The sequence below is a fragment of the Rhizobium sp. CB3171 genome (assembly GCF_029714265.1).
Taxonomy (GTDB): domain Bacteria; phylum Pseudomonadota; class Alphaproteobacteria; order Rhizobiales; family Rhizobiaceae; genus Rhizobium.
This window is the reverse complement of record NZ_CP121652.1, coordinates 2947302-2972496: the sequence shown is the minus strand read 5'-3', so window position 1 is coordinate 2972496 and position 25195 is coordinate 2947302. Positions and strand designations below refer to the sequence as shown.

Below are 25195 nucleotides of genomic sequence, written 5' to 3'. Positions count from 1 at the left end.
GGCTCGAAAGCTTCGGCATTGTCTGCGACGCAACGCCACAGCGAAGGGCGGAACAAGGGTGCCGACTGCCGCCCAAACTACCCTTGGCGGCCAGAGCGGCGCTCGCAAATTGCCGCCTACGATTTTACCGCGAGTTTTACAGTAACGTACTTACACATTCGCGATCTTTGTGCCTCGATCGAGCTTCCGCGGTGCATCTCAGCACCGCGCGATATTGGTTCAACGTTCGACGGGAGACACATAACATGGCTTACGACGACCGCGAGAAATCATCATCCATCGACCTCAACAGCATCACGCGACGCAATCTGCTGATCGGATCGACAGCGCTTGCCGCCGGTGCAGCCACGGTGGCGAACATGGTCGGTTCCACAACGGCCAACGCCCAGACGACGACGCCCGCAAACAACCAGACGGCGGCATCCTCCGACAAGAAGCCGAACATCCTGGTGATCTTTGGCGACGATATCGGCGTTCCGCAGATCAGTGCCTATACCATGGGGCTTATGGGCTATCGCACGCCCAATATCGATCGGATCGCTGCCGAAGGGGCGATTTTTACGGATTCCTACGGTCAACAGAGTTGCACCGCCGGACGCGCATCGTTCATTCTTGGCCAGGAACCTTTCCGCACCGGCCTGCTGACAATCGGCATGCCCGGCGATCCGCATGGCATTCAGGATTGGATGCCGACCATTGCCGATGTCTTGAAAACCCAGGGCTACGCGACGGGTCAGTTTGGCAAGAACCATCTCGGCGACCATGACGAACATTTGCCGACCAATCACGGTTTCGACGAGTTTTTCGGAAACCTTTATCACCTCAATGCCGAGGAAGAACCCGAGGGTTACTTCTATCCGAAGGATCCGGAGTTTCGGAAGAGATTCGGCCCGCGCGGTGTCATTCACTCAAAGGCCGACGGCAAGATCGAAGACACAGGTCCGCTCACGATAAAACGCATGGAAACAATCGACGCAGAGTTCCTTTCCGCAGCAAAGGATTTCATCGATCGCCAGCATAAGGCCAATACACCCTTCTTCGTCTGGTTCAACTCGACCCGGATGCATGTTTTCACCCACCTCAAGAAGGAATCGCTGGGTAAGACCGGCAAAGGTATCCATGCGGATGGCATGGTCGAGCATGACGGCATGGTCGGCGAACTGCTCAAGCAGCTCGACGATCTCGGCATCGCCGACAATACCATCGTGCTCTACACGACCGATAACGGCGCAGAGATCGCTCTATGGCCGGATGGTGCCATGACCTCGTTCCACGGCGAGAAGGGCACGACATGGGAAGGCGGTTTCCGCATTCCGATGATGGTGCGCTGGCCAGGCGTCGTGAAGCCTGGGACGCAGATCAACGACATCGTCACGCTGATGGACTGGATGCCGACTTTGACCGCGGCAGCGGGCGTTCCCGATATCAAGGAAAAGATGAAGACCGGATTCTCCGCTGGGGCGAAGAACTTCAAGGTTCATCTCGACGGCTACGATCTGACGTCCCTCCTGAAAGGCGAGTCGGAAAAAACGCCGAGGGATACGGTCTACTATTTCGACCAGGGCGGAAATCTCAACGCCATCAGGTGGAATGATTGGAAGCTGAGTTTTGCGGTGGCGCACGGGAATATTGCAACCGGCGTGCGCGAGACGCCGGCCTGGGCCCTGATCGCCAATCTGCGGATGGATCCCTACGAACGAGGGCTAGAGGAAGGAGGCGGGGCGATCGAATTTCTGGCGCGAAACATCTGGCTGCTCGTGCCGATCCAGGGGAAGATCAAGGAGTTCTTCGCCGATTTCGATCAGTTCCCCTCTCAATCCGGCAGTTCGCTCAATGCGGGAGAGATCAACTATGCAATGTTGCGCCAGCAGGCGGCTATGAAACGGCTCAGTGAACTGGAAAGCTTGATGCCGCAATAAAGCTGACTGTCATTCCCAGTCCCGCCATTAGGTCAGGCGTGCAGTAACGGAACGCGCGCCTGACCCATTCGGGATGCCTATTTAAATCCCGCAACCGCATGCGGGATATAGGGCGATTCCAGTGCTTCGATCTCCTCCGGCGTCAGCTTGACCGACAGTGCAGCGACGGCGTCGGCGATATGGCCTGGCTTGGAGGCGCCGATGATCGGGGCGGTGACGGCGCTCTTCTGCAGGATCCAGGCGGTGGCGACCTGGGCGCGGGCGATGCCCCGGGCCTTGGCGACGGCACCGACGGCTTCGACGACCTTACGATCGGCCTCGATCGCCTGTGTGTAGAGCGTCTTGCCGAATTCGTCGCTTTGCGTGCGCGCTGTCGCCTCGTCCCAGTCGCGGGTGAGACGGCCACGGGCAAGCGGGCTCCAGGGAATGACCGCGATCTTCTGATCTTCGCAGAAGGGCAGCATTTCGCGCTCTTCCTCGCGATAGAGCAGGTTCACGTGGTTCTGCATGCTGACGAATTCGGTCCAGCCGTTGAGGCGCGAAGTGTAGATCGCCTTGGCGAATTGCCAGGAATACATGGAGGAGGCGCCGATATAGCGGGCCTTGCCGGCCTTGACGATATCGTGCAGCGTTTCCAGTGTTTCCTCGATCGGCGTCGTATAGTCCCAGCGGTGGATCTGGTAGAGATCGACATAGTCGGTGCCAAGGCGGCGCAGGCTGTTGTCGATCTCATCGAAAATCGCCTTGCGTGACAGGCCGGCGCCATTCGGGCCGGGACGCATGCGGTTGAATACCTTCGTTGCCAGAACGATATCCTCGCGGCGCGCAAAATCCTTGATGGCGCGGCCGACGATCTCCTCCGACGAACCGTTGGAATAGGTGTTCGCCGTATCGAGGAAGTTGATGCCGGCCTCGATCGCCTGCTTGAGCAGCGGGCGGCTGTCCTCTTCCTTCAGCGACCAGGCATGCGTGCCCTTGCCGGGATCGCCATAGGTCATGCAGCCCAGGCAGATGCGGGACACTTCAAGGCCGGTTTTGCCAAGCTTTACGAATTCCATCGATAGTCTCCATCCTGTTTTGGATATTCGATAGGTTCCGCTCATGGGAGTGCAAGCGGATGAGCATCAAAACGCAGACTAGCAGAGCGAGTGGTCGCCGATTAATTCAATAATTTGCGATTGATTTAGAAGTCACGGGAAGACTCGATCCTAGCCCAGGCTGGGGATTGTCATATCCTGTCAATTCAAATGCATTTACTGGTTGTGTAACGATGGCGGTCCGATCAGTTCGAGGCTTCCCATGCGCTTTTTCCGCTTCTTCCGAGACCGCCGTCCGCTTGCCGTCATTATCATTGGTCTACTTCTGGGACCTGCCGTTGTCATGGCCTATCTCGGCAGGGGGCGTATAGCGATATCCTATCTGCTTTTGACCAATCTTGTTGGTGCTCTGGCGGTGCTTGCCATGCCTCAGCTTGCATTGGTTACGGTTGCCGGTTTGGTAGCGGTTCCCTTTAATTTGATCGGCTGCATTCATGGCTATTGGCTGATGCGACGAGGAGCTGTTGCCTGGCAGCATCGCTGGTTCTCGCGTTGGTATAATATAGCCTTGCTTTTCTGGCTTTTACCCCTCGTCGTTGCGTTCACCATTCGCACATTCATTATCCAACCGTTTTCGATCCCCTCCGGCTCGATGATGCCTACGCTGATGCCCGGCAGCTATGCTTTCGTGACGAAGTTTAATTATGGCTACGGTCGCTACTCCTTCTCGTTTCGGCCCAATTGGGTGCCGCCGAAATTGTTCGGGTCCAAGCCGCAGCGCGGAGATGTTGTCATGCTGGTGCCTCCCACAACGCCAAATGTGGACTACGCGAAGCGTGTCATCGGGTTACCCGGTGACCGCGTCCAGATGAAAAACGGCATTGTTTTCATCAATGGACAGTCCGTACCGCGCGATGCCGAAGGTAATATCGTGTCACACTATAGTTTAGACCCTGGCGAATTCCCCGTTTTCGGCGAAGTATTGGACAATGGGGTTCGCTACCAGACCTTGGACGAATTGCCAAACTCGCGAGGCGACAACACGCGCGAGTACTCGGTGCCTGAGGGTTACTACTTCGTCTTGGGTGACAATCGCGACAATTCCAATGATAGCCGTTTCGATGTCGGCTTTGTGCCGGAGGCGAATATATACGGTAAGTTCTGGCTAGTGTTTCGCCCCGAGGGAGGATGGTCCTTCGTGCACTAGATACTTGCGGCCAGAGAGGGCGAGTAGCCGCAACTTAAATGTTTCCTTGAATCCCGGGGGCGACAGGTGTTAGCTGCACTGCAGCATTTTTCCTGGATTTTGGTATGAAACTGCCCCCGCGTGACAATTATGAGGCCCTTTATCGCGATTTTCGCTGGGAGATTCCGGCGAAATTCAACATCGGACGCGCGGTCTGCGACGATTGGGCCGAGCGGGAGCCGGACCGGGTCTGCGTTGAGCATTTCAGCCCGGACGGAAATCATCTGGCGATGACCTATGGTGCGCTGCGGGATCGTTCCGCCGCTTTTGCCAATGCGTTGACGGCGCTCGGCGTGCGGCCGGGCGATCGGGTGGCGCTGCTTTTGCCGCAGAGTTTCGAGACGGTCATCGCGCATGTCGCTATCTACAAGATGGGAGCGATTGCCCTGCCGCTGGCGCTGCTGTTCGGCGCTGAGGCATTGGAATACCGGCTGGCGATTTCGGGCACCTCGGCGATCGTTACCAATCAGTTCGGTCTTTCACGGCTGCGGCCGATCCGGGATCGCCTGCCGGATCTCGCGCATGTGATCAGCATCGATGGCGGCGAGGAGGGTGTCGCCGGTTTTGCCGAGCTGGTCGCCGCCCATCCGCCGCTTTTCGAAGTGGCCGATACCGGGCCGGACGATCCGGCGCTGATGATTTTCACCTCGGGTACCACCGGGCCGCCGAAGGGGGCGCTGCACGGCCATCGCGTTTTGCCGGGGCATATTCCCGGCATGCAGTTCGCCCATGAAGGTTTTCCACAGGCGGGCGACAAGCTCTGGACGCCGTCGGATTGGGCCTGGGCGGGCGGGCTGCTGAACGCGCTGCTGCCGAGCCTGATGCTCGGCGTGCCCGTCGTCTCCTCGCCTGCGCAGAAGTTCGACGCGCATATGGCTTTCCGCATCATGGCCGAGATGGGCGTGCGCAATGCCTTCATTCCGCCGACGGCACTGCGGCTGCTGAAATCGGTCAGCAATCCCCGGGCGCTTTATGATCTCAAGCTGCGCACCATCGGCTCGGCCGGCGAGGCGCTCGGGCGAGAGACCTATGAATGGGCGCGGTCCGCCCTCGGGGTCACCGTCAACGAATTCTTCGGCCAGACCGAGTGCAATTTCGTTCTGTCCTCCAGCGCTGCCTTCGGCGTGAGCCGTGGCGGGTCGACGGGTAAGCCGGTGCCCGGCCATCGCGTAGCGATCGTCGATGCGGATGGCAGGGAGATGCCGGTCGGCGAGAGCGGGCAGATCGCCATTCGACGGCCCGATCCGGTGATGTTTCTCGGCTATTGGCAGGACGAAAAGGCGACGGAGGCGAAATTCGCCGGCGACTGGCTGCTGACCGGCGATCTCGGCCGGCAGAATGCGGATGGCTATATTTCCTTTATCGGCCGCGATGACGATGTCATCACCTCCTCGGGCTATCGCATCGGCCCGAGCGAAATCGAGGACTGTCTCGGCGGTCATCTGGCCGTGCAACTCGCCGCCGCCGTCGGCAAGCCGGATGCGGTGCGCACGGAGATCGTCAAGGCCTATGTGGTTCTTGTGCCCGGCTTCGAGCCGAGCGAGGCGCTGGCGGCTGAAATCCGCGATTGGGTGAAAACGCGGCTTTCCATGCATGAATATCCACGCGAGATCGAGTTTGTCGACGCCCTGCCGCTGACGACATCGGGCAAGGTCATCCGCAGATTGCTGCGCGACCGCGCGGTGGCCGAGACTCTGGACTCGAAAGAATAGAGCGCCGCGCTACGGAGACTATAAGGGCTCTAGCGCTTCGTCAGCGACAATATCTTCTCGCGCAGCAGTTTCGCCATGTTGCGGGTGCTGCGGTACATATGCAGTTGCGCTGCCACCTGCCGGACGTCGCGGTCGCCGTTCTGCGTCAGGCCGATGATCAGCGTGCCCATGTCTTCGCGCTCCTGCCAGAAGCGGCTCATGATCGGATGATCCGGCACGGCGCAGGAATCGGAGCGGACAATATTGGCGTCGTCGAGATGCCATTCGGTCAGCTCGCCCATCAGCAATTTGCCAGGCGAATAGCGGGCGTAATCCTCGTTATAGGCGGTCTTCCAGGTATAGGCCTCGCCGCCCATTATCAGCACGATCATCGAGGCGATTGCCCGGCCGTTGAGGTCGATGGTGTGTATGCGCACGGCGTCAACGGCAGCGAGATTGGAGATGGCTTCGCGGGCGAAGGCAGCATGGTGACGGTCCGTGACCAAGGCGCTGCGCTTCTTGCCCTTCCAGCCGCTCGCTTCCAAGGCCAGAAATTCTTCCATGCGCACATGAATGTCGCGAGGCTGGCGGGCAACGCTATAGACGACATCGCCCTGATTTTCCAAAAGGCGCCATTGGCGGCGCATTTCGCGCAGATGCGAGTTCGAGATCGTTCGCTTCAGATAGGCGAGCGCATCCTCGCTGCTGTCAAGCATTGGCCGCTGATAGGGATTGGCGACAGTGAGGGGCAGGTTGCGGCCGATGGCGACTGCCTTTGCCATCTGGGCGAAACGGCCGTTCAATCGGATATCCGGCAGCACCAGCGTGGTCGGCAGGTGCAGTTCGCGCCGGGTCAGCGCCTCGAAGAGATTGTCGAGCGTCTCGCCGGCCTCTTCGGCGTCCACCAGCGGCGTGCCGAGCGGACCGAAGGAATTCGACCAGACGCGGATGATCGAAGGACCGATCGCAAAACCCGGCTTGTCGACGGTAAAGGGCATCAAGAGGCGCATGCGGCTGCGGGAGCCGTTGTCGTCACGCATCAGGGCGAGGCGGATCTGCCGGTCCTCCAGGCGCGGCATGGCAGGCGCCAGGAAGCGACCGGAGAAGAAGACATTCGGCTCCATAGCGCGATTGGAGAGAAAGTCCAGTTCGTCCTGCAGCTCGTAGCCGAGCTTGCCTGGATAAAGGCTGAGATCGCGGCCAGGCCGGCCGACCTCGACGCGCGCCTCGGCCTTGGGTGGATCGAAATGCAGCGCTGCGAGCGTGTGCGTCAGAGCGTTCACTTGGCTGTCGGTGCTTTCGGTAAAAGGAGGGCGCGCCATGGTCAGAGTGCCCCCCTCGTTGCTGTCGTCGTCGGCCGACGGACAAGGGCGAAGAGCACGATGCCGAACGCGCGGCGGACGGCGATATGCAGCAACGCGGCCTCGATCGTCATGGCGCTTGCCGCAGCAATGGCCGCGCCTTCGATGCCGAAATACGGAATGAGCGCGACGTTGAGGCCGATATTGGCGATCAGCGCAGCGGCATAGAGATAGACGCAGAGCATTTGCCGATCCGCCATCAGCAGCAGCACCTCGGCCGGGCCGACGAGCGCCTTGGCGAGAACGCCGGCAAGCAGGATAGCGATGACCACCTGGCCTTCGGTAAAGGACGCGCCAAAGAGCGAGAGCAAAAATTGCCCGGCCGCGAATACGCCAAGACCGACGGCAAGGGCCGGGAAGAAGGTCCAGCGCGCGGCCTCCGTGGCGAAGGCTGCGAGTTTTGCCGGGTCGTTCTCGGCGATGATGGCGGCAAAACGCGGGCCGATGGCGGCTTTGACGGCGAAATAGACGAAATGCACCAGCGCCATGATCTTGGCAGCGGCGAAATAGACGGCGACCTCGGCGGGGTCGAGGAAAATGCCGACTACGACGACATCGGAATTGGTCAGGAGATAGCCGACACCCTCAACCAGAAAGACCGGAAAAGCGACGGCAAGCCAGGTGTGGAATTCGACCTTTTTCGGACCGTCGGGATAGTGGCGGCGCAGCCGGAAGGTGACGGCGAGATATTGGCAGCAGACGGTGACGAAAGCGGCGGCAAGGGCAGCCGCCATCGCCGTCACTGCACTATGGGCCGCGCCGGAAAGGATGGCGGCCAACATGAACAGCAGGATCAGCGTCGGGCGGATGAGGAAGGTCGGGCTCAGCGCCATGACCGGCCAGTGGTTGGCGCGCGCCGTTCCGTCCAGCACATCGCCAAGCGCGATCATCGGCACGGCGATCAGTCCGAGAAAGATCGGCATGACGTAATAGTTTTCGACCAAGCCGCTGAAGGCATAGAGCGCCGCCATGCCGATCAGCGCCAAGCCGCCGGCAACCCCCAAGACGAAACGGCGCGCCGTGGCGGTCACACCGCGAATGGCATCGTGATCGCCGCTCGCATCATATTGCGGCAGGAAGCGGATGATGGCGGTCGGGAAACCGAGGCAGGCGAGATTGCCAAACAGGATCATCAGCACCCAGACGAAGACGAAGACGCCATATTCGAAGCGGCCCATCATCCGGGCCAGAGCAATCTGTGAAACGAAGGCAAGGCCGGCGCCGGCGATGCGGATGGCGAAAGCGACCAGCGCCATGCGCTGCGAGACGGCCTTTTCGTCCTTACCGGTGAAGAGGGAGGCGAGTTTGCGCAGATATGGCGACAGCACGGTCCGCAGCCCGGACGGCAGCATTTTTTCTGCTGTTTGAAACACCGCCATGATCGATACGCAATACTTAAAACATCAACTAACCTAGCGATAGTTTTCGCAGAGGGGGGTTAAAAATCGGTTCCCCGCGTAAACGAAAAATGGCCAGTGGCAGGGACGGCGCATCAACAAAAATGCCGCCCGAAGGCGGCATCTTGTGGATCGATAGGAAGGAATGCGAAGCCTTGGAGCCGCGTCATCGTGCGACTGTCTGAGGCGCGCCCTTATCCGATACGAGTTGGCCGCCCTTGGCCCAGTGTTCGCGAGAAATCTCGCTGATCAACACGTCCACGCTATCCGTCGGGCAGGCAAGTGCCTCAGCGGTAACCTGAGTGACCTTGCGGACGAAATCACGCTTTTGTTCGAGGGTTCGGCCTGGATGCATTTCGAGGTGAATTGTTGGCATTGGAAAGCTCCTGTTTCGCTGCCCTCTCGAATTGAGACGGCTGAGGCAAAGGAACTATGGCCGCTAGCTTCGCCCGGATAAACATACTCTACGTTCATTCATTTAGAACCGATAGGTTTATAATATGGACAAATTATCCGCCATGACGATGTTTGTGCGGGTGGTCGAACACGGCAGCTTTAGCGCCGCCGCCGACGCTGCCGGAGTGACCCCCACCATGGCGGGCAAGCAGGTGCGGGCCATAGAGGAGCGCCTGGGAGCCCGCCTACTGCATCGAACCACCCGCCGCCAGCAGCTAACCGAAATCGGCCGTCTCTATTACGAACGCTGCAAGCAGGTGTTGGCCGATGTGCAACTGGCTGACGCAAGCGCGAGCGAGCTGCAGGCCGAGCCTCGTGGCCTCCTGCGCATCGTCTCTCCCGTCACATTCGGAAGTCATCGCCTGATGCCGGCACTTTCCGATTATCTCGCCATGTATCCGGCAGTGAGCGTGGACGTCGTGCTGGACAATGGGGTGCCGGACCTGTCGCGAGAAGGGTGCGAACTCGGAATTCGGATCGGCGAGGTCGCCGAGGCTGATCTGGTGGCGCGCCCTCTGCAGCCCTATCGAAGAATAATGGCTGCATCTGCCGCCTATCTGGAGCGGCGGGGGAGGCCGATGCACCCCAGGGATCTATCCTCGCATGACTGCCTCGGCCTCTCCTATTGGCGCCGGCGCGACCAATGGTATTTGTTCGGTCCGGATGGCGAATGGCGGCCGGATGTGAGAGGACGATTATCCGCCGACAATGGCGATGCGCTGCGAGTCGCGGCCTTGAATGGCGCGGGTATCGTCCTGCAGCCGGAAGTCATGCTCGCCGATGATCTTGCTAGAGGTCGCCTTGTGCAGGTTCTGCCCGAATGGACGCCCATCGCTTCGCCGATGTACATGCTCTATGCGCTGGACCGTCGGCCCACCGCGAAACTGCGCAGCATGATCGATTTCCTGCTGAAACGCTTTGGCGCATCTGCAAAATAGCGATCTCTGCGCATCCGGCAAAAATCGCGCATAAAAAATGCCGCCCGAAGGCGGCATTTTGATCATTGCCGAGAGATTGCGAAATCTCAAACCACTTCGCTGCTCTCGAACGCCCCGTGGCAATGCTTGTATTTCTTGCCGGAACCGCAGGGGCAGGTTTCGTTGCGGCCGACGCGGCCCCAGGTTGCCGGATTTTGCGGATCGCGGTTTTCCGGGGCGACGACGTTTTCGTTGACGAGGCTGAGCGGCGCGAATTCGTCTTCGCCGGTCGTGGCATCGATATGGCGCGCCTGCATAGGCAGCGTCTGCGGCTCGGCCGGCTGCTGCACCAGTTCGACGCGCGACAACTGACCGGTGACGGCCTGGCGCAGGTTGTTCAGAAGCGACTGGAAGAGTTCGAAGGCCTCGGCCTTGTATTCCTGCAGCGGATCGCGCTGGGCATAACCGCGGAAGCCAATGACGGAGCGCAGATGGTCGAGGTTGACGATGTGCTCGCGCCAGAGATTGTCCAGCGTCTGCAGCACGATGGAGCGCTCGACGTAGGTCATGATTTCAGGACCGAAACGCTCGGCCTTTTCCGCGGCGGCCTTGTCGGCGGCTTCCGTCAGGCGGGCGCGGATATCGTCTTCGCCGATACCTTCTTCCTTGACCCAGTCATGCACCGGCATGTCCATGTCGAAGAAGTTGGCGACGCCGGCCTTCAGGCCGTCGGCATCCCACTGCTCGGCATAGGCGCGCTCGGGGATGTGCTTGGAAACCAGATCTTCGATGACCTCGTGGCGCATATCGCCGACGGTTTCGGAAAGATCCGTTGCATCCATGAGCTCGACACGCTGTTCGAAGATGACCTTGCGCTGATCGTTCAGCACGTCGTCGTACTTCAGAACGTTCTTGCGGATATCGAAGTTGCGGGCTTCGACCTTCTTCTGGGCGCGTTCGAGGGCCTTGTTGATCCAGGGATGGACGATCGCTTCGCCTTCCTTGAGGCCGAGCTTCTGCAGCATGCCGTCCATGCGGTCGGAGCCGAAGATACGCATCAGGTCGTCCTGAAGCGACAGGTAGAATTTCGAACGGCCGGGGTCGCCCTGACGGCCGGAACGACCGCGCAACTGATTGTCGATGCGGCGGCTTTCATGGCGTTCGGTGGCGATGACGTAGAGACCGCCGGCGGTCAAAGCCTGCTGCTTGAGCTCCTTGATCTCTTCGGCGATCTTGGCGACAGCCGCATCGCGCTCCGGACCGGGCTCCATCTCGTCCAAATCGCGTTCGACGCGCATTTCGAGGTTGCCGCCGAGCTGAATGTCGGTACCGCGGCCGGCCATGTTGGTGGCGATCGTCACGGCGCCGGGAACGCCGGCCTGCGCAACGATATAGGCTTCCTGCTCATGGTAGCGAGCGTTCAGAACCTGGAAGTTGCTGAAGCCCTGCTTGCGCATGCGGTCGGCAAGAAGCTCGGATTTTTCGATCGAGGTGGTACCGACGAGCACCGGCTGGCCGCGCTTGTGGGCGTCCAAAATCTCGGTGATGATCGCCTTATACTTCTCGTCGTGCGTACGATAGACCTCGTCGTCCTCGTCGAGACGCTGGATCGGCAGGTTGGTCGGCACTTCAACCACGTCGAGGCCATAGATGTTGCCGAATTCTTCCGCTTCCGTCGATGCCGTACCGGTCATGCCGGCGAGCTTGCCGTACATGCGGAAATAATTCTGGAAGGTGATCTGCGCCAAGGTCTGGTTTTCCGGCTGGATCTGTACCCGTTCCTTGGCTTCCAATGCCTGGTGCTGGCCGTCCGAATAGCGGCGGCCCGGCATCATGCGGCCGGTGAATTCGTCGATGATGACGACTTCGCCGTTGCGGACGATATAGTCCTTGTCGCGCTGGAAGAGCTTGTGGGCCTTGAGCGCGTTGTTGACGTGGTGGACGATCGCGACGTTTTCGACGTCGTAGAGCGATTCAGCCTTCAGCAAGCCGGCGTCACGCAGCATGTTTTCCAGCTTTTCGGTGCCGTCTTCGGAGAAGTTGGCCGAGCGCTGCTTTTCGTCGATCTCGTAATCGTCCTTCGACAGGCGCGGAATGAAGGCGTCGATCGTCGTATAGAGATCGGAGCGGTCGTCGAGCGGGCCGGAAATGATGAGCGGCGTGCGCGCCTCATCGACGAGGATCGAGTCCACTTCGTCGACGATCGCGAAATTATGACCGCGCTGCACCATCTGGCCACGATCGTATTTCATATTGTCGCGCAGATAGTCGAAGCCGAGTTCGTTGTTGGTGCCGTAGGTGATGTCGCAGGCATAAGCGTCACGGCGCTCTTCATCCGACAGGCCGTGAATGATGACGCCGGTGGTCAGGCCGAGAAAGCCATAGATGCGGCCCATATTGCCGCTGTCGCGCTGTGCCAGGTAGTCGTTGACGGTGACGACATGAACGCCCTTGCCGGCAAGCGCGTTCAAGTAGACAGGCAGGGTCGCGACCAGCGTCTTGCCTTCGCCCGTCTTCATCTCGGCGATCGCATTCGAATGCAGGATCATGCCGCCGATGAGCTGTACGTCAAAAGGTCGCATACCGAGAACGCGCCGCGAAGCCTCGCGCACGACGGCAAATGCGGGTACGAGAAGGTCGTCCAGCGTCTTGCCGTCGGCAAGCTGCTGGCGGAACTCTACCGTCTTGGCGGCCAAAGCTTCGTCAGACAAGGCGCGCATCTTTTCTTCGAGCGCGTTGATCGCAACGACATTCGGCTGGAATGACTTAACGCGGCGGTCGTTGGACGAGCCAAACAACTTGCGGGCAATTCCACCTATGCTGACCATATGACTGGTCCTTTCTGAGATTTCATCCTGTCGTTTTCTGCTTCATCCGTCCCTGAAAAAATCGGGAGTATAGCACAAAACGCCCGGAAACTGTTCTGGACGCGAGGTTGCGTGACAGATAAGAGGGGGGTCGATTGATGTCAACGGGAATTGGCCGATACAGAAAGGCCACATTCTCCTGCTGAAGGCTTTTCCTACCGGATTCATTACTGTGAGCCGGTCAAGACCACCGAAAGGTTATTTTATGCTGAGTTACAACAAACTTGCTGCGGTTGCCTTTGCAACAATCGTTACCTTCCAGGCGCCGGTCTTTGCGGCGGATGCCAAGGACCCAGTTGTCGCCAAGGTCGGCGATGTTGAAATCCATCAATCCGAGCTTGATCTGGCGATCGCCAATCTCGACCCGCAGCTCGGCCAGCTTCCCGACGAGCAGAAGAAGGTCGCGGCACTTTCGGCTTCGATCGATGTCAAGCTGCTCGCCAAGGACGCGGCTGCCGAAAAACTCGACCAGACGCCGGACTTCCAGTCGCACATGGCCTATCTGCGCGATCGCGAGCTGCACAACGCCTATTTTAAGGCCCATGTCGCCGACGCGATCAAGGACGATGAGGTCAAGGCTCGCTACGACAAGGAAGTCGCCGCCCTGCCGAAGCAGGAAGAGGTCCACGCACGCCACATCCTGGTGAAGACCGAAGATGAAGCCAAGGCAATCATCAAGGAACTCGACGCCGGCAAGGATTTTGCCGAACTTGCCAAGGAAAAGTCGACCGACCCGAACAAGGCCGACGGCGGCGATCTCGGCTATTTCGCCCGTGGCCGCATGGTCAAGGAATTCGAAGACGCAGCCTTCGCGCTGCCGGTCGGCACCTACACCAAGACCCCGGTGAAGTCCGATTTCGGCTGGCACGTCATCAAGGTCGAAGACAAGCGCGTCGCTCCGCCGCCGCCGTTCGACCAAGTGAAGGATCAGGTTCGTCAGCTCGTCATGCGCGACAAGTATCTTGAGCTCCTGAACAAGGCCAAGCAGGAATCGAAGGTCGTCATCAATGACCCGGCGCTGAGCAAGGCCTATGATGATGCGCAGAAGCAGCAGGACCAGGCGCCGGCAGACGACGCAGTCGCCCCTGACGCTCAGCCGCAGCAGTAAGTCGCAGCAGTCAAATCATCAAGGCCCGGTTTTTCCGGGCCTTTCACTGGAGCCGGATGATTTTAGGTCGTATCGACCCAAAATCTGAATCCGCTCCAGAATCAAACATGATGTCATCCGAAAACCGCCTACTTTTCGGCATCATGCTCGTTCAGGTGGTCTCATGTCCGGTTCCGTCTCTCCGCTCGCTCCCAAATCCTTCGTGTCCATGCCGGCCTTGCGTGGCGTGCGCATGACCACGGCATCCGCCGGTATCAAATACAAGAACCGGACAGACGTCCTTCTCATGGTTTTCGACAAGCCGGCTGCCGTCGCGGGTGTCTTCACCCGCTCGAAGTGCCCTTCGGCCCCCGTCGATTTCTGCCGCTCGAACCTGCCGCACGGCAGCGCCCGCGCCGTCGTCGTCAATTCCGGCAATGCCAATGCTTTCACCGGCCTTAGGGGTCGTCAGGCGACCGAACTCACTGCAAAGTCAGCGGCTGCTGCCGTCGGTTGCGGCGAAAACGAAGTTTACCTTGCCTCGACGGGCGTGATCGGCGAGCCGTTGGACGCGACCAAATTTGCTGGCGTGCTCGACACCATGGCGAAGGATGCGACCAGCGATTTCTGGTTCGAGGCCGCGAAGGCGATCATGACGACGGATACCTATCCGAAGGTCGCCACCCGCAGTGCCGAGATCGGCGGCGTCAAGGTCACCATCAACGGTATCGCCAAGGGTGCCGGCATGATCGCGCCCGACATGGCGACCATGCTCTCCTTCGTCGTCACCGACGCCGATATTTCCTCCGCCGCACTGCAGACGCTGCTTTCCGAAGGTGTTGATCCGAGCTTCAATTCGATGACGGTGGACAGCGACACCTCGACATCGGACACGCTGATGCTGTTCGCCACCGGTGCTGCCGCCGCTGACGGCCAAGCACGGATCGAGCGCGCCGACGATCCCAAGCTTGCCGCTTTCCGCACGGCACTGAACGAGCTTTTGAAGGATCTCGCCATCCAGGTCGTTCGCGACGGTGAAGGCGCCACCAAGATGCTCGAGATCACCGTGACCGGCGCCGAGAATGATGCTGCCGCCAAGCGCATTGCACTCTCGATCGCCAATTCGCCGCTGGTCAAGACCGCGGCTGCCGGCGAGGACGCCAATTGGGGCCGTGTCGTGATGGCCGTCGGCAAGGCCGGCGAATTGGCCGATCGTGACAAGCTCGCCATCTGGTTTGGCGATGTCCGTGTCGCCGTCAATGGCGAACGCGATGCCTCCTATTCCGAGGAGGCAGCCTCCAACGTGATGAAGCAGCAGGATATTCCTGTGAAAGTCGACCTTGGACTTGGCAATGGCCGAGCAACGGTCTGGACCTGCGACCTCACCAAGGAATATGTTGCCATCAATGGCGACTACCGGAGCTGATACCGTTCCCATGCATGCGCAGTCCACGATGAACAAGCTGCCTTTGGTGCGCAGGCTCGAAGCCGTTGGCTTTCGGGCATGGCCTGCCTCGTCCGTGCAGTATGATGGCAGTTGGCAGGTGCGGTTGACAGCGGGCCATCCGTCGAAGCGGCTGAACTGCGTCGTGCCGCTCGATCCCTCCGACTGCCGCGATCTGGACATCCGGCTGACGAAGGCGCAGCGCAAGTTCGAAGCCTATGGCCGGCCGATGGTGGTGCGCGAGACGCCGCTGGCCTCGCCGATGCTGATCGAGCTGTTGCAGCGCCAGGGCTGGACGCGGTTCGAAGAAACCATTGTCATGACCGCCGATCTCATCGATCTCGAACTGCCGGATACGCTGGATCATCTGCCCAGCCATGATGTCGGCCGCTATGTCGACGCGAGCCTTTTGGTGGATAAAGCCGATCTCGCTCTCAAGCCTGCCTTGGCCGAGGTGGTCAGCGGGATCAAGCCGCCGTCGGGCCTTTTCGTCATCGAGAATGACGAGGCCGGACCGGTGGCGACGACGCTTTGCGTGCAGGATAACGACCTCGCCGGCATCATGTCGGTGTCGGTGGCGGCCGAGCACCGGCGCAAGGGATTGGCGATCGAGATCCTGACGTCGGCGCTTCGTTGGGCGCGCATGCGCAGCGCCCGGACTGCCTGGCTTCAGGTCGGCGCCTCCAACGAACCGGCGCTGGCGCTCTATGCCCGATTTGGTTTCCGCGAGGCCTATCGCTACTGCTACTGGCGCTCTCCGGGGGAAGCATGAGCGAGGCGGGCCGCAAGATCATTCTCGTCGCTGCTTGCGCGCTGATCGACACCGACGGCCGCATTCTTCTGGCGCAGCGGCCGGAGGGAAAATCGCTTGCAGGCCTCTGGGAGTTCCCCGGCGGCAAGGTCGAGGCAGGCGAGACGCCCGAAGAGACGCTCGTGCGTGAACTCGAGGAAGAGCTTGGCATCCAGACGAAGATCGCCTGCCTGGCGCCGCTGACCTTTGCCAGCCATACCTACGAAACCTTCCACCTGCTGATGCCTCTTTATATTTGCCGGCGCTATGAGGGCATTGCGCATGGCCGCGAAGGCCAAGCGATCAAATGGGTGCGGCCACAGGCGCTGCGCGACTATCCGATGCCGCCGGCCGACGAGCCATTGATCCCGTTCCTGCAGGATCTTCTCTAAAGCCTTCCTGAGCGATGGCTCGCTCTGGTGCCTTTGCCTGTAAACCTGTCTCAGTGTATTCCGGCGACGGCAAATCGCGTGTGAAGAGCTTTGTGAGCTAGGGTAGCGAAAGCCCTCGCATGGGCACGCTAAAGGCGGGTATGGGGGAAGCCGTGGCGGATCTCATCCCATAACGGGATCGTTACCGCAGTTGCTGTTTGCAAAATCACAACCAACCAAACGTGGTTAATTGAAATTAATTTCGCGATATCAATTAGTTGGTTCCCGTCAAGCCTTGCCCCGCGACTCAATGCATATCTAATTTACATGTGGATATTAAGGGATCGTTTATGACCTTCTGGCATTGAATGATCTCAATCAAGCGGTTGGTGTGTGCGTTAAAGAAGGCTTGACATTATGGACGACGATTTCTGGAAAGCTGTTCAGGAAAAAGAACAGTCCTATTCCTCGTCGCGCAAGACGGGCGCGTTGAATATCGCCTTGCTGTTCGGAACGGCGGCGGTCGCGCTTTCGCTTATCCTGACGCCGATGCTTTCCGACAAATCCAAGTCTAGCGTGCTCGCCAGTGCGCCCGATTTCGACAATATTACTACCGGCTCCATCCCGCAGACGGAAAATGGCAAGCGTTACACGATCCGTCGCAGCGTGCTGCAGCAGGAGCCCGGTTCAGTCTGCATCGTTCAAGGCTATGGCGCCGACAGCGGTTGCTGACATTATACTGGTAAAGCCTATTGGGTGCATGAAGGCGCCGGATACGCTCGTTTTCAGATGTTGGGAGTTTGAAGCGTATGCGTTCCGTACGGCGTTTTTTTCGTGACAAGACCGGTGCCACGGTCATCGAATATGGCCTGATCGTCGCGCTGATGTCGGTGGCGATCATCAGCGGCGTCGGCGCTTTCGGCGGCAGCCTGTCGACGATGTTCAATTACATCTCCAACACGGTCACTAATTCGCCGGCTAATTGACGGGGTCGCCTGGGTAAGCGAACCGGCTCTCATTCGATCACTGTTTCAGTTTGTGCTCCTCGACCCTTAGCGCGTCGGCAAGCCGTGCCTTGGCTGAGCCGGGCTGCAGCGGTTTCTGCTGGCTTTCATGCGGCGTCCAGCCGGATGCGTAGATGATCGAGAAGGTCGCCCGTATTCTCCCGTCGGGATCGGAATAGCGTTCGGCATAAAGTTCGGCGGCGCGCAGGAAGAAGGCGCGCGTCAGCGGCTTGCGGCTGCGGTCGGCCAGCGGATTGGTCATGCCCATGGCACGCAAATCGCGCATCAGCGCAAAGAGATTGTCGTAGCGCACTGTATAGGTTTCGGCGTCGATCACAGGCAGGGTAAACCCTGCGCGCTGCAGCAGCCCACCGACATCGCGAACCTCGGCAAAGGGAATGACGCGTGGGCTGGCGCCGCCGGTCAGCTCGATCTCGGTCGCGAGCAGCACGTCGCGCAGTTCCCGCAATGTGCCGAAGCCTGGGATCGCGGCCAGAAACAGGCCGTCGGCCTTCAGCGCGCGGCGGATCTGGATGAAGACGCCCGGCGTATCGTTGGTGATATGCAGGCTGAGCGGCGATAGCACGAGGTTTACCGAGTCCGCCTCCAGCGGCACTTCCTCCAATGGTGCTTGGATCAGCTCTTCGCCATGGGCAGCAAAGCCCGTCTCGCTTTCGATGCGCCTGAGATGGCCGATCTTGCCGGTCGCCATGGCTTCACGCGCGGCAATCCCGGTTGCGCCGTGCAGTTCGACCGCCTCGTTGAAATGCCGTTCGATGACAGCAAGCCGTTCCGCCAGTTCGCGGGCGGCGATCTCCAGCAGGAAAGCCGCCTTTTGGTCCCCCTGGGCAAGCGCGCGACGCCTGCGGGCGGCGAGCAACGATTGGTCGAAGACGATTTCCATGACGGTTTCCTGCGATCACTATTTCATTGATGGGGCCGAGCGGCCACGCGCGTTTTCCTTCGCAAAGGCGCCGGGAAAAAGCTAGTGTCAACCATATGGGGATGATGGGACGCGAAATCACGGTATCGATGCTGCGGGCCGGCTTGATAAAGCCGTGGTCGGCGCTGGCCGATCTCATCTATCCGCCGGCTTGCGCCGGCTGCGGCACGTCGACGGGCGCGCATCGCAGCCTTTGCCCCGCCTGCTGGTCCGGCATCCGCTTCATCGAGCGGCCCTATTGCGAGGTGCTGGGCAGTCCGTTTTCGCATGATCTCGGCACGGGGATTTTGAGCGCCGAGGCGATCGCCGATCCGCCGGTGTTCGACCGGTTGCGCTCGGCTGCCATTCACGACGGGGTGGTTCGCGATCTTGTGCTCGGATTGAAATATCGAGACCGCACCGATCTGGCGCCGATGATGGCCGGTTGGATGCTGCGCGCCAGTGACGGCACGGTCGCCGCCTGTGATGCCATCATTCCGGTGCCGCTGCATCGGGCACGGCTATTTTCGCGCAAATATAATCAGGCGGCGGAACTTGCCCGCCACTTGGCGCGGCTTTCGGGCAAACCGCTCCTTGCCGCGACACTGTTGCGCGTCAAGCGGACGACCCAGCAGGTCGGTCTCGGGGCGAGGGCACGCCAGGACAATGTGCGTGGCGCTTTCGCCATCCCCGAAGGCCGTGCCGGCGATGTCTTCGGTCGTCGCATCGTGCTGATCGATGACGTCTATACGACCGGCGCAACGGTTGCGGCGGCGACGAAAGTGCTGAAAAAAGCCGGTGCGGCTGACGTGACGGTTTTGACCTTTGCAAGGGCTGTCGGTGATCTTATATGACAGTAACCCTGTCTTTTTTCTGGAGTGAAGCATGGCATCCGTTGTCATCTATACGCGTGAATTCTGCGGCTATTGCGCCCGGGCAAAATCGCTGCTCGATTCCAAGGGCGTCGACTACGTTGAGCACAATGCCACCTATTCGCCCGAGCTACGCCAGGAGATGATTTCGAAGGCCAAGGGTCGTTCGACCTTTCCGCAGATCTTCATCAATGGCGAGCATGTCGGCGGATGCGACGATATTCATGCGCTCGACCGGGCCGGCAAGCTCGATCCGCTGCTCGCTGCCTGAACCAAGTCAAACGGGAGAAAATGATGACCTTCAAAGCCGCCGCCATTCAGATGTGCTCCGGTGTCGATCCGGTGAAAAACGCCGCCGACATGGCGCGGCTGGTCCGCGAGGCATCGGCAAAAGGCGCCGTCTATGTGCAGACGCCGGAAATGACCGGGGCGGTGCAGAAGGATCGGCCGGGCCTGCGGGCGGTGCTGCGTGACGAAGCCGATGATATCATCGTCAAGACGGCCGCGGAGCTGGCCCAGGAGCTTGGCATCTACGTGCATGTCGGCTCGACCGCGATCGCGCTCGATGATGGCAAGATCGCCAATCGCGGCTTTCTCTTCGGCCCCGACGGCAAGCTGCTCAGCCGTTACGACAAGATCCACATGTTCGACGTCGATCTCGACAATGGCGAGAGCTGGCGCGAAAGCGCGGTCTATCGTCCCGGCTCAGAGGCGCGCATCGTGTCGCTGCCCTTTGCCGAGCTCGGTTTCTCCATCTGCTACGACGTGCGCTTCCCGCAGCTCTTCCGCGCCCAGGCCGTTGCCGGCGCCGAAGTGATGACGGTGCCGGCCGCCTTCACCAGACAGACAGGCGAGGCGCATTGGGAAATCCTGCTCAGGGCGCGCGCTATCGAAAACGGCATGTTCGTCATTGCCGCCGCCCAGGCGGGATTGCATGAGGATGGCCGCGAGACCTTTGGCCACTCGATGATCATCGACCCCTGGGGCAAGATACTGGCATCGGCTGGAGGCACGGGCGAGGCAGTTGTCATCGCCGAGATCGACGTCGCCGCTGTCAAATCCGCCCACGACAAAATCCCCAATCTAAAGAATGCGCGCGAATTCTCGCTGGAGAAGATCGCGACGCCGGCGGCTGGAGGCGTCGCTGCTTGATCCGTTATTCGCTGAGATGTGACAGTGCCCATGAGTTCGAGGGCTGGTTTTCGGAAAGCGCCGACTTCGACCGTCAGGTCGCAAGCGGTTTCCTGACCTGCCCCGTCTGCAATTCGGGTGCGATCTCCAAACTTCTGATGGCGCCGTCGGTTTCCACCGCGCGCAAGAAGGAGGAGGTGCAGACGCTTGCCATGGACACTGCGCGCAAGGAAGCCTTGAACAAACTCAAGGAGGCCGTCGACGCCATCAAGGCGAATGCCGAGGACGTCGGCACGAAATTCCCGGAAGAGGCCCGCAAGATCCACTACGGCGAGGCGGATGCGAAGGGCATTATCGGCAAGGCGACGCCGGACGAGGCGCAGTCGCTGGTCGAAGAGGGCATCGAGATCGCCGCTATCCCGGTATTGCCGGACGATATCAACTGATGCCGCAGCACGGCAAACATCTCGCAATGTATAATTTCGGGCTGCATGTCGCGCCCTATAACAGCCCCGCGGTCGAAGGATTTCGCCTGCGGGAAGCGGCAAACTTTGATGCCGCCGCGCGCGCCCATGGCTTTATCGGCCGCTCCGGCTACGATGGCGACCCGGGACCGGCATGCTGGGGCAGGCAGGTTTTCCCACGCTTCATCGAAGGCAGTGGCTTTACGACGGCCCCGTCTTCCCTGTCTCTTTGGACCGATATCGAATCCCTGATGGCTTTCAGCTACAACGGCGTCCACGCCGATGCGCTGAAGCATGCGCGGCACTGGAACGTGAAACAAGATTGGCCGCCGCTGGTGCTATGGTGGGTGGATGCCGACGTCTTTCCGGAATGGAAGGATGGAGTCGAGCGGCTGGAGCGGCTTCACGACGAAGGGCCGAGTGCGGCCGCCTTTTCGTTCAAGCAGCCCTACCTTGCCGATGGTCACACGGCGACGATCGATCGCGGCAGAGTGAAGGAGATCGCGGCGAAAAATGCTGAGCGCCAGAGTGATTTGCTGGCGCATGTCCTGGCGCTGAAAGCCTAACGCAAAACTCCCAGCTTCCGGCGAGAAGACGATTTCACCCCGCCCGCTTCGCCAGCAGCATGTAGTTCACATCCATGTCCTTCGACAGGTTCCATCGGTCCTGCAGCGGCGAATAGAAGACGCCGGTGCGGGCGATGATGTCGAGTCCGTTTGCGGCGAGCGGTTTTTCGATCTCTTCCGGGCGGACAAGCTTCTCATATTGATGCGTGCCGCGCGGCAGCCAGCGCAGGACGTTTTCGGCAGCGAAGATGGCGAGCGCCGCCGCCTTCATGGTTCGGTTGATGGTGGCAACGAACATCAGGCCGCCGGGGCGCACCATCTTGGCGCAGGTCGAGAGAAAAAATTCGACATCGGCAACATGCTCGACCACTTCCATGTTCAGCACGATATCGAAGGTCTCGTCGGCTTCGGCCAGTTGTTCGGCGGTGACGGCGCGATAGTCGACGGGAACGCCGGAGGCTTTCGCATGTGTTGAGGCGATGCCGATGTTCTTTTCGGAAGGGTCGGCGCCGACGACCGAGGCGCCCATGCGTGCCACGGGCTCCGAGAGCAATCCGCCGCCGCAGCCGATATCGAGCACGCGCAGGCCCTCCAGCGGCCGAGCGCTCTTCGGGTCGCGGCCGAAATTCTCGCAGGCATGGTCGCGGATATAGGCGAGCCGCACCGGATTGAACTTGTGCAGCGGCTTGAACTTGCCGGTCGGGCTCCACCATTCCGCCGCCATTGCGGAAAAGCGATCCACTTCGCTCTGGTCGATCGTGCTTTTCGCCGCTTCGGTCATGGTCTCGCTCCTTGGTCTACGCTGCGTCACCTGCCTGCACAATTATGCAGGTGACACCCTGGTAGATGTGAAGTCGGACGATCGGAAGCCGATGTCAAGGGTCGGACTGTCTCAGCGGCTATGGGCCGCTATCGTCAGCGCGCTGGAACGAGCATGCGGCGCAGCGTTCCATCTTTCAGCAGAAACTGATGGTAGAGGGCGCCGGCGGCATGCAGGCCGATGAGGATGATGAATGCGGGCTTGCCCAGGCCATGAATATCGCCAAAGGGATCGGAGAAATAATAGGCGAGCAGGCCTGTCAGAGGAACGAGCAGCAGAAGCGCGTAGAATAGCCAATGCGCCGCAGCAGCAAGCTTTACCAACAGCGCGGAGGCGCCGGCAGGCTTGGGCGTTCCGAACACGACGCGCAAGACAAGGCGCAGAAGAACGAGCAATAGAACTGTGATTCCCACCCAATAATGCGCCGTACCCATCGACACGTCCGCCGACGAAACTTTGGCACCCGTTGCCTGCGCATCGACTACCGTGGTCATGCTCTCTCCAAACAGGAGCTGAAACAGAACCAATGCGGCAATGATCCAATGCAATGAGATTTGAATGGTGGAATAGCCAAGGGCACGATTTGAAGTCATGAAAGTTGCTCTCTGAAGTTAACGTGCGCGGACTATCCTTTTCCTGTCTGACATGGGCCTGAAGCAGGCATTGCCAGGTTCAATTTTTCATTGTGCCCGGTTTTTGCGACGTTTCACGCCGTTCAAGACGTCAGCCAGCAAAGCAAGGACGAGTGCTACCGCACCGCAAAGGAAGATGATGCTGTAATCTTCGCCGGTATGGATGAAGAGATAGGAATAGCCATAGCCGCCGAGCGCCTGGCAAAGAGCGAAAGCCGTCGTTGCCCGGCTCCAGGCTGCGCGTTGGGCGACATGGCTGTGCGGCAGGATTTCGTGGATGCGGCCGAGCACCAAGGGTACGATGCCTGGCGTAAAGACGCCGAGCAGCACCGTGGCAAAGCCGACCAGCCAGGGATTGCCGGATGCCGCCAGAATGGCATCGCCGACCGCCTGAAGCAGGAGAGCGCCGCGATAGGCGGAGGCGAAGCCGATGCGGTCGGCCGCATAGCCGGTCAGGACCGGACCGGTGATGGCGGCAACGCCATAGAGCACCCAGCAGGCCGCGCCGATATCGGCACCGCGGCCGAGACCGCGAGCGATATAGTCGACCAGCAGAACCATGACGGGCACGAGGCCGAGGGCATTGGCGGCATATTGGCCATAGAGGATGCGCAGCGACCATTCAGTCTTTGCGGCGGGATGATGGTGGGTCGCAGCATGTGAAGCCGGCAGCGGCGGATTGGTCGCAGGCCAACCGAACCAACTGACGGCGGTCAGGATGAGCGAAAGGACGCCCAGGCCGATCCAGGTTTCGCGAAGACCGAGACGCAGCAATGCGGGCACCAGGGTACCCGAGGCGGCGATGCCGAGACCGAGGCCGAGGAAAATCATGCCGCTGACAAAGCCGCGGCGGGCGACCGGAATGTGCGGCAGGATGCTGGTCGCGACGAGCACCATGATGGCGCCGCCGGCAAGACCGGAGAGGAAACGCCAGGCAAAGAACCAGGTGACGGAAACTGGGAAGGCACAGGCGAAAAAGGCGGCCGTCGCGGCGACCATCAGTAGCCGTAGCGCCAGACGATTACCAAGGCCGGCAGCTAATGGCCGCCCGAGCAACGCACCGGCGAGGTATCCGGCAAAATTGGCAGCGCCGAGCGTCACCGTATCGCCAGCCGAAAACCAGTGCGCGCTAATGAGCGGCGGGATGAGCGGCGTATAGGCGAAGCGGGCGAGACCGATGGCGACGAGGCTGCCGCAGAGGCCGGCGATGGTGGCATACCAGGCGCCTGCGGTAAGGGACGCTGGCTCGGTAGTGGAAAGAGACTGGCTCGAATGACGTAAGGGGGCGGACATGGCGCAAAAGCTTCCCTGTTCGGAGCGGGCTTTGCCGCCTCCGGTTTCGATGTTTCCTAAAGAGGGGGGTTATGGAGGAGGCTTATCCATCCGGATTGCTTCCAGGCAGCGGCCAGGGCAAGGTCAGCATGGCCATTGCCGGCCGCAGGATGCCGTCCAGCAATTCGCGCTCGGGACGGACGCGGACAAGGGCGCGCAAACCGAACTGTACGGAGAGCAGCAGTTTGGCGACGTCCTCCGGCGGCAGGTTTGCGGGAATTTCACCGTTTTTCTGGGCGGCGATGATTGAACGAAGAAAAAAGGCTTCGATCTCGGCCGTCTCGTCGGCAACGACACGCCGCATTTCCGGATCGTCGGAACGCGCCTCCAGGGTCGTGTTGACCAGCATGCAGCCGCGATGTTCGGTATCGGCAAGGGAACGCTCGACGACTTCCTGGAAGTAGCCGACAATGCTAAAGCCCGGCGAATAGGCTGCCTCCATCCGTGCGATGCGGGCATGCAGGTTCCGGTCGAGATAGTGCTTCAGTGCCCTCAGATAGAGGCCGCGCTTGTCACCAAAAGCATTGTAGAGGCTCGCATGCGTCAACCCCATGCGGTCGGTCAGATCGCGAGTCGAGGTTGCCTCGTAACCCTTCGACCAGAATACCTCGCCGGCCGCTTCCAGAACGTTATCCTCATCGAATTGCCGGGGTCTCGCCATCGGAGTTCTCGCAATCTGCTCGCGGTCGAATAATTCTGGAGCGCTTGCTCCAGAACGGGATATAGAGCATACGCTCTAAAATGACAAGTGGATCAGTCATCCTGCATTACCGAGGAGGGTGAGCTCCTCAACAGGCTCTAGTCGAGCCTGAAGGTGAACTATTAAGTGCGAAGGCGTGAAAGCCGACTGACCCGCACTATTGCACCCG

The 25195-nt window shown here is 60.2% G+C and carries 25 protein-coding genes; 15 read left to right on the top strand and 10 right to left on the bottom strand.

Annotation, left to right across the window (positions count from 1 at the left end; all coding sequences use genetic code 11):
- Positions 1–245: 245 nt before the first annotated feature.
- Positions 246–1919, top strand: a complete 1674-nt coding sequence (locus QA648_RS14415; RefSeq protein ID WP_283047651.1) for an arylsulfatase — start codon at positions 246–248, stop codon at positions 1917–1919.
- Between the two features lie 77 nt (positions 1920–1996).
- Here QA648_RS14415 and QA648_RS14410 read toward each other — a convergent pair whose 3' ends face one another.
- On the bottom strand, positions 1997–2977 hold the full coding sequence (locus tag QA648_RS14410) for an aldo/keto reductase (RefSeq protein ID WP_283047650.1): 981 nt from the start codon (positions 2975–2977) through the stop codon (positions 1997–1999).
- Positions 2978–3218: 241 nt separating this feature from the next.
- Here QA648_RS14410 and lepB point away from each other — a divergent pair, with 241 nt between their 5' ends.
- Both lepB and QA648_RS14400 read left to right on the top strand, forming a co-directional pair.
- Complete coding sequence (gene lepB, locus QA648_RS14405) at positions 3219–4163, top strand: signal peptidase I (RefSeq protein ID WP_283047648.1); 945 nt, start codon at positions 3219–3221, stop codon at positions 4161–4163.
- 104 nt (positions 4164–4267) lie between these two features.
- A complete protein-coding gene (locus QA648_RS14400; RefSeq protein ID WP_283047647.1) occupies positions 4268–5914 on the top strand; it encodes an AMP-binding protein in 1647 nt (548 codons plus the stop codon).
- A gap of 29 nt (positions 5915–5943) precedes the next feature.
- Here the strand turns inward: QA648_RS14400 and QA648_RS14395 are convergent, their stop codons facing one another.
- The 3 genes from QA648_RS14395 to QA648_RS14385 all read right to left on the bottom strand — a co-directional run bounded on the left by QA648_RS14395 (position 5944) and on the right by QA648_RS14385 (position 9027).
- A complete protein-coding gene (locus QA648_RS14395) occupies positions 5944–7215 on the bottom strand; it encodes a GNAT family N-acetyltransferase (protein WP_104824496.1) in 1272 nt (423 codons plus the stop codon).
- Between the two features lie 2 nt (positions 7216–7217).
- A complete protein-coding gene (locus tag QA648_RS14390) occupies positions 7218–8633 on the bottom strand; it encodes a lipopolysaccharide biosynthesis protein (RefSeq protein ID WP_104824495.1) in 1416 nt (471 codons plus the stop codon).
- 184 nt (positions 8634–8817) lie between these two features.
- Positions 8818–9027, bottom strand: coding sequence for a 4-oxalocrotonate tautomerase (locus QA648_RS14385; protein WP_283047644.1), 210 nt, complete (start codon positions 9025–9027; stop codon positions 8818–8820).
- Positions 9028–9151: 124 nt separating this feature from the next.
- On the opposite strand from QA648_RS14385, the gene QA648_RS14380 reads away from it, so the two are divergent.
- Positions 9152–10045, top strand: coding sequence for a LysR family transcriptional regulator (locus tag QA648_RS14380; RefSeq protein WP_104824493.1), 894 nt, complete (start codon positions 9152–9154; stop codon positions 10043–10045).
- 86 nt (positions 10046–10131) lie between these two features.
- Here the strand turns inward: QA648_RS14380 and secA are convergent, their stop codons facing one another.
- The gene (gene secA, locus QA648_RS14375) at positions 10132–12852 is read right to left on the bottom strand and encodes a preprotein translocase subunit SecA (RefSeq protein WP_104824492.1); all 2721 of its coding nucleotides are present in this window, start codon (positions 12850–12852) and stop codon (positions 10132–10134) included.
- 244 nt (positions 12853–13096) lie between these two features.
- On the opposite strand from secA, the gene QA648_RS14370 reads away from it, so the two are divergent.
- The 6 genes from QA648_RS14370 to QA648_RS14345 all read left to right on the top strand — a co-directional run bounded on the left by QA648_RS14370 (position 13097) and on the right by QA648_RS14345 (position 17569).
- Complete coding sequence (locus tag QA648_RS14370) at positions 13097–13999, top strand: peptidylprolyl isomerase (protein ID WP_104824491.1); 903 nt, start codon at positions 13097–13099, stop codon at positions 13997–13999.
- A 163-nt stretch (positions 14000–14162) separates the two neighbouring features.
- Positions 14163–15404 (top strand): bifunctional glutamate N-acetyltransferase/amino-acid acetyltransferase ArgJ, encoded by a 1242-nt coding sequence (gene argJ, locus QA648_RS14365; RefSeq protein ID WP_283047643.1) that lies wholly within the window; start codon positions 14163–14165, stop codon positions 15402–15404.
- A complete protein-coding gene (locus QA648_RS14360) occupies positions 15385–16194 on the top strand; it encodes a GNAT family N-acetyltransferase (RefSeq protein ID WP_283047642.1) in 810 nt (269 codons plus the stop codon). Before argJ ends, QA648_RS14360 begins: the two co-directional genes overlap by 20 nt.
- Positions 16191–16604, top strand: a complete 414-nt coding sequence (gene mutT / locus QA648_RS14355) for an 8-oxo-dGTP diphosphatase MutT (RefSeq protein ID WP_104824488.1) — start codon at positions 16191–16193, stop codon at positions 16602–16604. The genes QA648_RS14360 and mutT overlap by 4 nt, the downstream gene beginning before the upstream one ends.
- A 396-nt stretch (positions 16605–17000) precedes the next feature.
- Positions 17001–17315, top strand: coding sequence for a hypothetical protein (locus QA648_RS14350; RefSeq protein WP_028754944.1), 315 nt, complete (start codon positions 17001–17003; stop codon positions 17313–17315).
- A gap of 77 nt (positions 17316–17392) precedes the next feature.
- The gene (locus QA648_RS14345) at positions 17393–17569 is read left to right on the top strand and encodes a Flp family type IVb pilin (RefSeq protein WP_104824487.1); all 177 of its coding nucleotides are present in this window, start codon (positions 17393–17395) and stop codon (positions 17567–17569) included.
- A gap of 37 nt (positions 17570–17606) precedes the next feature.
- Here the strand turns inward: QA648_RS14345 and QA648_RS14340 are convergent, their stop codons facing one another.
- Entirely contained in the window at positions 17607–18491 is an 885-nt protein-coding gene (locus QA648_RS14340) for a methyltransferase domain-containing protein (protein WP_283047640.1), read from the bottom strand.
- A gap of 95 nt (positions 18492–18586) precedes the next feature.
- Here QA648_RS14340 and QA648_RS14335 point away from each other — a divergent pair, with 95 nt between their 5' ends.
- From QA648_RS14335 to QA648_RS14315, 5 genes are read left to right on the top strand one after another with little or no spacing between them, the layout of a single operon-like run.
- Positions 18587–19363: a ComF family protein gene (locus tag QA648_RS14335; protein ID WP_283047639.1), complete on the top strand. Its 777-nt coding sequence runs from the start codon at positions 18587–18589 to the stop codon at positions 19361–19363.
- 31 nt (positions 19364–19394) lie between these two features.
- Positions 19395–19652 carry a glutaredoxin 3 gene (grxC, locus tag QA648_RS14330; RefSeq protein WP_104824484.1) on the top strand — a complete coding sequence of 86 codons (258 nt, stop codon included), beginning with the start codon at positions 19395–19397 and terminating at the stop codon, positions 19650–19652.
- A 23-nt stretch (positions 19653–19675) separates the two neighbouring features.
- Positions 19676–20533: a carbon-nitrogen hydrolase family protein gene (locus tag QA648_RS14325; protein ID WP_283047637.1), complete on the top strand. Its 858-nt coding sequence runs from the start codon at positions 19676–19678 to the stop codon at positions 20531–20533.
- Entirely contained in the window at positions 20530–20958 is a 429-nt protein-coding gene (locus tag QA648_RS14320; RefSeq protein ID WP_283047636.1) for a DUF1178 family protein, read from the top strand. The genes QA648_RS14325 and QA648_RS14320 overlap by 4 nt, the downstream gene beginning before the upstream one ends.
- The gene (locus QA648_RS14315) at positions 20958–21542 is read left to right on the top strand and encodes a DUF3291 domain-containing protein (protein ID WP_283047634.1); all 585 of its coding nucleotides are present in this window, start codon (positions 20958–20960) and stop codon (positions 21540–21542) included. Before QA648_RS14320 ends, QA648_RS14315 begins: the two co-directional genes overlap by 1 nt.
- Positions 21543–21576: 34 nt before the next feature.
- Here the strand turns inward: QA648_RS14315 and ubiG are convergent, their stop codons facing one another.
- From ubiG to QA648_RS14295, 4 genes are all read right to left on the bottom strand, one after another.
- Entirely contained in the window at positions 21577–22323 is a 747-nt protein-coding gene (gene ubiG, locus QA648_RS14310; protein ID WP_283047632.1) for a bifunctional 2-polyprenyl-6-hydroxyphenol methylase/3-demethylubiquinol 3-O-methyltransferase UbiG, read from the bottom strand.
- A 134-nt stretch (positions 22324–22457) separates the two neighbouring features.
- On the bottom strand, positions 22458–22955 hold the full coding sequence (locus tag QA648_RS14305) for a cytochrome b/b6 domain-containing protein (RefSeq protein WP_283047629.1): 498 nt from the start codon (positions 22953–22955) through the stop codon (positions 22458–22460).
- 87 nt (positions 22956–23042) lie between these two features.
- Positions 23043–24287, bottom strand: coding sequence for a YbfB/YjiJ family MFS transporter (locus QA648_RS14300; protein WP_283047627.1), 1245 nt, complete (start codon positions 24285–24287; stop codon positions 23043–23045).
- Positions 24288–24369: 82 nt separating this feature from the next.
- Positions 24370–24987, bottom strand: a complete 618-nt coding sequence (locus tag QA648_RS14295; RefSeq protein ID WP_283047624.1) for a TetR/AcrR family transcriptional regulator — start codon at positions 24985–24987, stop codon at positions 24370–24372.
- Positions 24988–25195 lie beyond the last annotated feature (208 nt).